Annotated in this window: 8 protein-coding genes, 1 rRNA gene and 1 riboswitch; all 9 genes read right to left on the reverse strand. The window is 56.6% G+C overall.

Features of this window, described 5'->3' with window-relative positions; translation table 11 throughout:
* Positions 1-90 (reverse strand): 16S ribosomal RNA (locus CPT76_RS20690); the annotation flags it as partial.
* Between the two features lie 671 nt (positions 91-761).
* Positions 762-2,132, reverse strand: coding sequence for an NCS2 family permease (locus CPT76_RS20695; protein ID WP_105444312.1), 1,371 nt, complete (start codon positions 2,130-2,132; stop codon positions 762-764).
* Between the two features lie 156 nt (positions 2,133-2,288).
* Positions 2,289-2,388: riboswitch (purine riboswitch) on the reverse strand.
* Between the two features lie 251 nt (positions 2,389-2,639).
* The gene (guaA, locus tag CPT76_RS20700; RefSeq protein ID WP_105444313.1) at positions 2,640-4,178 is read right to left on the reverse strand and encodes a glutamine-hydrolyzing GMP synthase; all 1,539 of its coding nucleotides are present in this window, start codon (positions 4,176-4,178) and stop codon (positions 2,640-2,642) included.
* Between the two features lie 78 nt (positions 4,179-4,256).
* Complete coding sequence (locus CPT76_RS20705) at positions 4,257-4,628, reverse strand: hypothetical protein (protein WP_105444314.1); 372 nt, start codon at positions 4,626-4,628, stop codon at positions 4,257-4,259.
* A gap of 53 nt (positions 4,629-4,681) precedes the next feature.
* Positions 4,682-5,284: a transglutaminase-like domain-containing protein gene (locus tag CPT76_RS20710; RefSeq protein WP_105444315.1), complete on the reverse strand. Its 603-nt coding sequence runs from the start codon at positions 5,282-5,284 to the stop codon at positions 4,682-4,684.
* Positions 5,272-6,339, reverse strand: a complete 1,068-nt coding sequence (locus CPT76_RS20715) for a hypothetical protein (RefSeq protein ID WP_105444316.1) — start codon at positions 6,337-6,339, stop codon at positions 5,272-5,274. The genes CPT76_RS20710 and CPT76_RS20715 overlap by 13 nt, the downstream gene beginning before the upstream one ends.
* The gene (locus CPT76_RS20720; RefSeq protein WP_105444317.1) at positions 6,340-7,653 is read right to left on the reverse strand and encodes a DUF58 domain-containing protein; all 1,314 of its coding nucleotides are present in this window, start codon (positions 7,651-7,653) and stop codon (positions 6,340-6,342) included. It lies immediately after the preceding gene.
* Positions 7,650-8,654 (reverse strand): AAA family ATPase, encoded by a 1,005-nt coding sequence (locus tag CPT76_RS20725; protein WP_374954696.1) that lies wholly within the window; start codon positions 8,652-8,654, stop codon positions 7,650-7,652. The genes CPT76_RS20720 and CPT76_RS20725 overlap by 4 nt, the downstream gene beginning before the upstream one ends.
* 147 nt (positions 8,655-8,801) lie before the next feature.
* Positions 8,802-10,040, reverse strand: coding sequence for a polysaccharide deacetylase family protein (locus CPT76_RS20730; protein WP_258168712.1), 1,239 nt, complete (start codon positions 10,038-10,040; stop codon positions 8,802-8,804).
* Between the last annotated feature and the right edge of the window lie 86 nt (positions 10,041-10,126).

Genomic DNA, 10,126 nt, shown 5'->3' on the forward strand with positions numbered 1-10,126 from the left:
AGAGCAAGCTCTCCATCAAGTCCGCTCGACTTGCATGTATTAGGCACGCCGCCAGCGTTCGTCCTGAGCCAGGATCAAACTCTCCAAGAAAGTTGGAAGAATCTGCTCACCCGAAGGGAGTAGCTTTCCAACGAAAGTTTGTAGCTCATTTTGAATCTGACGAGATTGATTTAATCTCAATCGCTCCGGTCATAAGACCGTCGCGTTTATACTCACTCGTTGTTCAGTTTTCAAAGATCAAACTTCGTTTCGTTACCACTCAGTGTTTCAGCAGCAACTCTTATATTATATCAAGTCCGACTTAGTTTTGCAAGCTCTTTTTTTAAATCTTTTTTCAGGCTTGCTGTCCAACGCTTAAAGCGATATTTTCTTGGCCGGAATTAGAATATACCATGTTTATAATTCTATTGCAAGCTTTTTCGACAAAAAATTTGTTTCCCCATTTATTCCATTCCCTCTGGTTCTATTCGTTGCACGCTGCAAACCATGCATAACCTTCATATATACTATCAAATCGTCTACCCTGTCTCCAAGCACGTCTTAATGGTTAGAGTAACTTCCCTCCTTATCAGAGTGCGCCTGCTCGCTCGAGCAACAGGGATCCACATAGCATTCCTTTTCTACAACATTATATATTCCCCACATCCACACATTTCTTTGCGGTATATAATAGATACCTTTCAATTTTGCCAAAAGTAAAAAAGCCCCCATCCGCTCCATAGCGGACAAGGGCAAATCATTCAACTCATCAATTCCTTAACTTACTCGGCACCGAGGAATGCGAACCGGCACACCACGATGATGGCCAGCACCCACATCAGCCAGTGAACTTTCTCTTTGCGCTTACCGAAGATGTTGGCGAAAACCGCAAGTATCACATAGGACAGGATCCCTGCCGAAATCCCGTTGGCGATCCCGCCGGAGAACGGCATCAGGACGATCGTCAGGAAAGCCGGGAAAGCTTCAAAAAAGTCGTCCCACTCGATGTGGCGAACCTGGCTCATCATCAGCACCCCGACGATGATCAGTGCCGGCGCGGTAGCTGCCGAAGGAACCACCAGCGCGAGCGGAGCGATGAACAGGGACAGCAGGAACAGAACGCCTGTCGTGATGGCCGTCAAGCCTGTGCGTCCGCCTTCCTCAACGCCTGCTGTGCTTTCTACGAAGGAAGTGATCGTGCTCGTACCCAGAACGGCACCGGCGCTGACGCCAACCGCATCGACGAGCATCGCTTTACCGACGATTTTCTCGCCTTTCTCTTTATCCTTCATGATGCCCATCCGGGTCGTCGTACCCACGAGTGTTCCAAAGGTGTCAAACAGCTCCACGAACGTGAAAATAAAGACGATATCGAACAATCCGATGTGCAGCGCGCCCTTCAGATCGAGATCCCCGACGGCCAGGTTGGAGAACGAAGGCAGCCAGTTGGCATGGGACAAGCCGCTGAGGTCCGTCACACCCATAGGAATGCCGATCAGCGTCGTTACGATAATGCCGATCAGGAGTGCCCCTCTTACTTTCAGCACCATCAGAATGGCAATAATCAAAAGTCCGATCAAAGCAAGCAGCGCATCTTTATGTGTAAAGAAATCGCTTAGTGCAAGGTTGAAGCTTCCGCCGCCGATCGGCTTGCTGATATCGGTACCGGCGTTCACGGTGATCGAGATCAGGTTGGCGAGCTTAAAGCCGATGATGGAGACGAACAGGCCGATACCAACCGTTATGGCGGTTTTAATGTTTTTCGGAACGGCGACCATCAGCATTTGCCGGACGCGCGTTACCGTCAGAATGATAAAAATAATACCCGAAATAAATACGGCGCCCAAAGCAGCCTGCCAGGTAATTTGACCATTGGATCCAAGCACGACGGTCATAAAATAAGCATTCAGACCCATACCCGGCGCCAAGGCGATCGGGATATTTACAAACAATCCCATCAGAATGGTAACGAGGCCCGCGCCGACTGCGGTGGCGAAAAACACGCCTTCATGAGGGATACCCGCACCGTCCGGCCCGAGAAACAGATTGTTGACGAACAGGATGTACGCCATCGCCATAAACGTCGTGAGACCGGCGATCATTTCTGTTTTTACATTTGTGCCGCGTTCCTTTAATTTAAAGAACCGTTCCATTTTCAAATAATCCCCCTTAGAAATTTGAGTCAGAACGACAAAAAAGCCCGGCAGACCGCAAAGCGACCACCGGACATTATGAATGAAAGAAAGAGATATCCCGCCAGCATCAGCTTGGACTTACCATGGTCAAGGCAAGCTGCGCTGCGAGTTGGACATCATCTCTTCTAAATTCGTAGCCAGATCATTACGGTGATCTCGTAGAGACTCCCGGGCCAATTCCCGGGATTATACGAAAGAACATATGTCGTTTCTCACATCATTCATTGTATGGAGACAAGCTTCACTTGTCAACAGAAAAAACGAATAATCGAGAGTGTGACATGATTCAATGTTCGGAAATTTACATATTTCTCCCATGGAGCAATGGCGCTTTACCCAGAACATTTTTTCTAACTAGGGCTTAGCTTTTGGAATCGACCCGGAAATTATGTAGAAAACAAAAAAAGACCCGCACCTGCCTAAGCAGATACGGACCTTGAACCTTGAAAAGGATAACGATTAACCTTACTCCCACTCGATCGTGGCCGGAGGCTTGGAGGTAATATCGTACACGATGCGGTTGACGTTCTCCACCTCGTTGACGATACGCACCGAGATTTTCTCCAATACGTCCCACGGAATGCGGGCCCAGTCGGCGGTCATGCCGTCGATCGAAGTTACCGCGCGGATGCCGACGGTGTACGAATACGTACGTGCGTCACCCATGACGCCCACACTCTTCATGTTCGGCAGAGCCGTGAAGTACTGCCAAATTTCCCGGTCAAGCCCGGCTTTGGCGATTTCTTCGCGCAAAATGTAGTCGGAATCCCGAACGATCGTCAGCTTCTCTTCCGTCACTTCGCCCAGCACGCGGATCGCAAGGCCCGGACCCGGGAAAGGCTGGCGATAAACGATTTCTTCAGGCAGACCACATTCCTCGCCAACTTTGCGGACTTCGTCCTTAAACAGCGTTTTGAGCGGCTCGATCAGCTTAAATTTCATATCCTCCGGAAGGCCGCCCACGTTATGGTGCGACTTGATCGTCTGAGCCGTTGCCGTTCCGCTCTCGACGATATCCGTGTACAGTGTTCCTTGCGCCAGGAAGGCAAAGTCGTCAAAACGCGCAGACTCTTCCTCAAACACGTAAATGAATTCGTTGCCGATGATTTTCCGTTTTTGCTCGGGATCGTCCACGCCGGCCAGCTTGGACAAGAAACGCTCGCGGGCGTCGATTTTGACAACCTTCATATCGAATTTGCCTACAAAGGTATCCATTACGCTCTCGGCTTCACCCTTGCGCAGCAGACCGTGGTCGATAAACATACAGGTCAGCTGATCGCCGATCGCCTTGTGGATCAGCATCGCAACGACGGAGGAATCCACGCCGCCGCTCAGCGCACACAGCACTTTCTGGTCACCGACGGTTTCGCGGATTTCACGAACCTGATCCTCAATAAAGGATTCCATCGTCCAGTTACCCTCACAGCCGCAAACTTCATAAAGGAAGTTGCGGATCATTTCGTTGCCGTTCACGGAGTGTCGTACTTCCGGATGGAACTGCACCGCGTACAGCTTCTTCTCGCCATGGCTCATCGCCGCGATCGGAGCCGACTCCGTACCCGCGTCGAGCTGGAATCCGGACGGAAGCTCAACGACATGGTCCCCGTGGCTCATCCATACGACCTGACGGTTGTCCAATCCTTGGATAAGCGTCGTGTTCGGTTTGAACTCAAGCTCTGCTTTTCCGTACTCGCGTTTGTGCGCGCGCTCCACTTTGCCGCCGAGCTGCTGCGCCATCATCTGCATGCCGTAGCAAATGCCGAAGATCGGCAGCCCCAAATCGTACACAGCCGGGTCCACATGGGGAGCGTCTTCCGCATACACGCTGAGCGGTCCGCCGGAGAACACGATACCCTTCGGGTTCAGCTCCCGGATCTTCTCGATCGGCGTGTTAAAAGGCAAGAGCTCGCTATATACTCCCAGATCGCGGATGCGTCTTGCGATTAATTGATTATATTGTCCCCCGAAATCGAGGACAACGATGATTTCATTTGGCTTATTCATTACCGTGCCTCCCTCAATTAATGAAATCAATTATACGCAACGATAATTCATACCGTCAAGGAAGCCGCAGCACCTAAGTTATGCCAGCCTGCCGGCGATCAAAAGGCATCTTCGCAGGAAAGCGCTCCCTTGACTGCGGCTTACGGGAACCTGACCATAAGCTATCTTTTCCCATTCCGCAGCAAAATCGTACATTTCTTTGCGCATCATCTCATCATCTACCTGTAGGGACTGCACGTATTCCCGAACGGTGGCCCCCGGCGGAGCCGAGCCATAGCGGCGGGTAATGCCCTTCCAGGCCGGAAGCGCCGCCCGGAGCAGCTGCTCCTTGCCCGGAAAGGTCCGCCGCGATAAATACACCAGGCACCACAGCCAAATCAGGCCGCGATACATCCAGGCGCAGCGGACGGCGGCGGCCAGCAGCAGAACGGTGGCAGCCGCTCCAACCACGATCCACGCATGCTTGGCTATAAAAGACGCGATCCCGTAGCGTGATGGTTACTTCAAACTGGAGGGCGGCGTGAACCCAATCCCAAGGGTCCCCCCTGGAATGGACGTTCCTGTGCCTGGACCGTTCCACTGTCGGAAGGCAGCGCAAATCCAGGCGTCGGGTCGAACGGAATCCAGCCGGAGCCGGGGAAATATACTTCGACCCAGGCGTGAGCGTCGCCTTCGCTGATTTGATAGCGTCCCGGGTGGCCGCTGTCCTCTTTTCCCGGGGCAAATCCCCTGACATACCTTGTTGGAATTCCCTCGCTTCGCAGCAGCACCGCCATGGCGGTCGAAAAGTGGTTGCAGTATCCTTTCCTTGTCGTAAACAGGAAGTCATCCACAAAATCCTCACCTTGGGGCGGGACGCGGGTATCCATCGTGTAGGCGTAGTAGGTTTTCAAATAGTCCTCCACCGCGACGACCGCGTCATATCGTGTGAGCGACGCCGACGTAATCCGGTCCGCCAGCTGCTTCACGCGTTCGGGCAGCTTGTCCGGCAGCTGAAGGTATTCGTCCTTCACCCGCGCCGGATCCGCTCCCGTCTCTTCCCGCAGCAGCTGCGGATCCACGGCGGGAATGTCCGCCTTGATCCGGTAGCCGTTCACCTCCGGCACGCCGGGAAGCTCTCGGTCATGGGCCGGCTGAACATGATTTGCTGGGTAACGGTCCGGTACTCGGCCATCGGAGCGGCCGGCTCCTCTGCTTCCGGGTCCGAGCCTTCAGGCCGGACCGCGCCCGGAATGAACAGGGTGCGGGAATCGGCCTCCTGACCGGTCCATTTGCGGCCGTCATAGAGGCTGAGCGTTTCCCCGCGCCAATATGTAGGGACGGGGCTCTCCGCTTCAAAATAGAGCCGCCCGCCTTGGCTCAGGGGCATTCCCATGTCCTGATCGTCCCCGCTCAGGTTGTAGCCCGTCACGGCTGTGGCTGAGGCGTCGCCGTAATTGTCCCGGATCCAGGATTCCAGCCGGCCGGCTGCCTGCTCCAAGGATAACCTCCCCGGAGGCTTGGCCTCAGCCGCATATCCCAGCCCCCAGCTGCCGCCGAGGACCAGGAGGGACAGCAGGCTGAGCGACACGATCCAGGTGCCGTACACCTTGCCGCTAAACCTCCCCGATGTATCGCTCTCGCGCAGTCCGGACAGATGCAGCATCCCTTGAAGCAGCAGCAGCAAACCGCAGGTGCGGATCATATCGGCGTAAATATGGATGCCAAGCAGCGTTTCAAGGCACGGCGACAAAAAAATGCTGCGCCGCGACAGGGCGAGCGATTGCACGGAATAAACCAATAAGGACCAGCCGACGATCAAAACCAGCGTCCGGGTCTCAGAGCTGGTCTCGGCAAAGTGCCCGGTGGACAGCAGCAGCAGAATATCATCGCGGCATTGCGATATCCAGGAAATCAGCCAGCTAAAGGGCTGGCCCTCTCCGGAAACGTTAAACCAAGCGGCCCCGACCAGCACGAAGTACACCGGGAGGGTAAATGTCCACCTCGCCAGCAGGGTTCCCCACAGCAGCAGAAGCGCTGTCAGCCACAACAGCGTCGTCATAAATCCGTCGTCCGTGGAACCCGTCAGCGGCCGGAGCGGAATGAGCCATTCGGCGAACAGCCCCATAAAGGGCAGAGAGATGATGAGTCTGTACAGAAGCGGATCCGTACGCTCCTCCATCTATACCGCCCCCTCTCCGGGGAAGTTCGACTCCACGTGACCGACGCGGGATACACGGCTGCCGTGCACGATAAATACGCCGGCCCCCAGACGTGAAAGCAGCGCCGCCCGGCGGAACAGGCCGGGATCGTGAACCGCCGCAGCGTACGATGCCGAATCGCTGCTGTCGTTTCTTTCCGCAGCGCCTGCGCAATAGATATCCACATATCCCCCGGAGGAGATGATCCCGGATACGGCGCGGAGCAGCTCGTCGGTCAGATAGCCGGTGACGACGGCCGTTCTTTTGCCCTTCAAGTTCCCGGCAGCTTCCTGAAGCTGTGCAGGCAGCGGCATGCCGCCGGCCAACGTCAGTCCCGACAAGGCTGCGAGCATGTCGGTGATCTCTTGCCCGGTCTCCTGCCTTAACGCCGGGCCGGGTCCTCCGGCTTCTCCCGGCACATCGGCACGAAACCCGGAGCTGAGCAGCACCACCTTCTCGCCGGCACGTCCGGCTTCAACGAGCAGCCCTGCCGCCGTCGACACGGCGGTCTCGAACCCCCGCTGCGCAGCCTCGCCGCTGACGTCGCCTGCCCTGGCGCCGGCTGGCATATAGCCGCTGAAGGAGCGGTCGATCATGACCGAGTAAGAGGACTGCTGCGCCTCCTCCGGCAGGCTCGTATGCAGGCGGCCCCACCGGGCAAGGTGCTTCCAATGGATACGGTTCGGCGGATCCCCCGGAACGTATTCCCGCACCTCCATCCCCTTCATGCCGTCCGCAAACCGGGGAGGCCGGAGACTGGTCTCTTCGCTGTAAGACAGCGAAGCCGCCGGCCGGCATTCCTGTCCGACGGGCAGCGGCTCCGGCAGCACGATAAACCGGCCTTCTCCCTTTACGACCTTCCTTCCCTGGAACCAGCCGAACAAGCCGCCCCATTCCAGCGCACAGGCTTCAAACCCGTAATGCCCCCGCGGAAGAGCGGGAATCTCATAGCGATACGTTAAAGAGCGCCGAAATCCCGGAAAGAGCACGCGCCGGAAGCTCCCGCCGGTATAATAATCCTCCACAGCCATCCAGGGGAGGGGCAGCGGTGAGCGGAAATGAATCCGCATGGTCACGGGCACGGCCTCCCCCGACGGAATCAGGCTTTGGGGCAAGCTGCGTTCCACCCGGATTTGCCGGGGGCCTAGCAGCTGAACCAGCATGCCGCCGGCCAGCACCAGGCAGGTCACAAACATCATGAACCATAAGGCCTTGCCTCCGTGCAGCCGGTACATGGCCACCAGACCGCCCAGCACGGCAAGCCCGATCCCCCATTCGAGGACCCGCCGCATCATAAGCGGCCTCCTTTGCGGGAGTGAACGGGCAGCACCAGCTGCTGCAGCAGCTCCCGGACCAGCTCCTCGCCGCTGGCCCCCGCAAGAAGCGCGGCATGGTTCAGCATCAGCCGGTGGGCGAGGACCGGCACAGCAGTATCCTTGATGTCGTCCGGGATGACATAAGAGCGGCCGGCCATGTAGGCCGAAGCCTGGGATGCGTTCATCCAGGCCAGCGTCCCCCGCGGGCTGATGCCGAGCTGGACGTTCGGATGGCGGCGCGAGGCGTCGGCCACCTGGACGAGGGCCAGCTTAATGGACTCGTCAACGAAGACGCCGCGGACGGCGCGCTGCATGTTCGCCATTTCTTCCGCCAGCATGACCGGCTTTATGGCGTCCAGCGGATGCTCCAGCTGCATTCTCGTTAGCAGCTCCACCTCCTGGGCCGGCTCCGGATACCCCAGGCTCAGCCGCATCATGAACCGGTCCATCTGCGCCTCAGGCAGGCGGTAAGTCCCTTCGAAATGCAGCGGGTTTTGCGTCGCCAGCAGCAGGAACGGGCGTGGAAGCGGATAGGTGGTGCCGTCCACGGTCACCTTCCGCTCTTCCATCGCCTCAAGCAGGGCGGATTGGGTCCGGGGCGAAGCCCGGTTAATTTCGTCCGCCAGCACGATATTGGAGAGAACCGGCCCGGGCCGGAACTCAAAGCTGCCGCTGTGCGGATGGTATATTGATGTGCCCGTTACGTCGCCGGGCATCAAATCGTATGTGAACTGGATCCGCCCGAACGTGCAGCCAAGGCAAGCGGCGATGGCCCGGACCAGCATTGTTTTGCCTACCCCCGGAACATCCTCCAGCAGAATGTGGCCGCCGCTTAGCATGGATATTAGGGCAAGGCGTATTTCCTTTTCTTTACCGACGATAACGGATCCGACGCGCGATAAGACGCGGTTCAATAATTCCGGGGCAACATCATCATGAAACACCGATGGAGTCGACAAAGTAACAACCTCCGTTTCCAATCATGGCTTGTTCCCCTCAAAACAGGGAATCTATCAATATTCTCTCCATGTAGAAAAGGAAGTAGACCTGCCGCACCGGCTCATTTTTTAAGAGTGACGAAACCCTCTGCAAAAATCGTAGATTCGCTCCATTGGGCATCCAGACCGTTAAAATACCGTGACCTGACGCTCCTCTTCATTAACCGATGCCGTGATTCCGGCATATCCGGAAGCTTCAAACAAGCTGCGCAGAGGCACCCACAGCGATCCATTGACCGTCAGCACCTGCAGCGTCGCCCTAGAGATCACCTGATTGCCCTCCAACGCCTCCAGCCTGCCCGTTTCCGCATGGATCCGCAGCGAAACCGCGGCGTCCGCCGACAAGGACGCGACCCAGGCCGCCCCGGCCGAATCCCAGGCCGTACTGCCCCCAATCCGCTCGGTCAGCGCGCGCAAAGGCACCATGTAATGTCCGTCAACGATGCTGTACTCGCCGGTATCCAGCGTGGTCTCGAGCCCGCCGACATCCAGTCGGAGCGGTTTGCCAGGCTCGAACAATGCGGCGTTCTGCGCGATATGCGACTGAATCCAGGCGGCGCTTGGCGCGCTTCGCTTCAGTCCGCGGGCTGTGGCATTCACTTTAAATTGAACCGGCGGGTCTTGCGGTGACAACACACCGAACTGATATCCGCGGGCCTTGTACCAGCTAATAATTTGCGGGAGGGCCTTCACGCTTTCCGAATGGCCGGGACCGTCATGCATGAGAAGAACTACCTTGCCTCCCGGGACGTCCGTCGTGGCACCCTTCACGATCTCCGCAGCCGGGACATTACGTCGCTTGGAATCGCCGCTGTCCACGTTCCAATCCGTCACGACGTACCCTGCCTGCTGCAGCAGTTTAAAGTACGTGTCGTCAAAATGCCCGGCCGTCCCCCCGGGGGCCCTGACCAGCTGCGGCCTTTCTCCCGTGATCAGGCGTATCTCCTCTTCGGTATCTTTGATTTGGTCCCAGAACGCAGGAAAAGATTGATAGAGTTCGGTATAATTATGGTCATATGTATGGTTGCCGATGGCATGACCTTCCTCGTAGATCCGCGAAATGAGCTGCGGATATTTCTTTACCTGCCCACCGAGAACAAAGAAGGTTGCACCAATCTTGTTTTTCTTTAAAATATCCAGCACCTCGCCCGTTAAATCGCTGGGGCCGTCGTCAAAGGTCAGATACACCGTTTTGGGGCTGACCGGAGCGGGTTTCTTCGTCGTATTGGAGGCAAGCAGCCCCGTTTGGCCCACATGGACCGGATCGGTTTGCCGTCCGATGACAGCAGAACTCTTTTCCCTTGCAGCTTCAATGCCCGGAGCCGTCTTGACCGCATTCTGAACCAAGGGCGTCAAAGGCTGGAGCAAGGTTCGCCCTTCCCGGACGCTTGCGCAGACTATGATAGCTATCACCGCCAAAACGCCCCGATCGATCCCAGACAACGCTGAATGTC

Origin of the sequence: Paenibacillus sp. AR247 (genome assembly GCF_002968895.1) — a bacterium.
In the GTDB taxonomy this organism is placed as follows: Bacteria; Bacillota; Bacilli; order Paenibacillales; family Paenibacillaceae; genus Paenibacillus_AQ; species Paenibacillus_AQ favisporus.

Coding starts and splice junctions, on each gene's coding strand:
- CPT76_RS20695 (WP_105444312.1), bottom strand. CDS start 2,132: ATGGAACGGTTCTTTAAATTAAAGGAACGCGGCACAAATGTAAAAACA.
- guaA (WP_105444313.1), bottom strand. CDS start 4,178: ATGAATAAGCCAAATGAAATCATCGTTGTCCTCGATTTCGGGGGACAA.
- CPT76_RS20715 (WP_105444316.1), bottom strand. CDS start 6,339: ATGGAGGAGCGTACGGATCCGCTTCTGTACAGACTCATCATCTCTCTG.
- CPT76_RS20720 (WP_105444317.1), bottom strand. CDS start 7,653: ATGATGCGGCGGGTCCTCGAATGGGGGATCGGGCTTGCCGTGCTGGGC.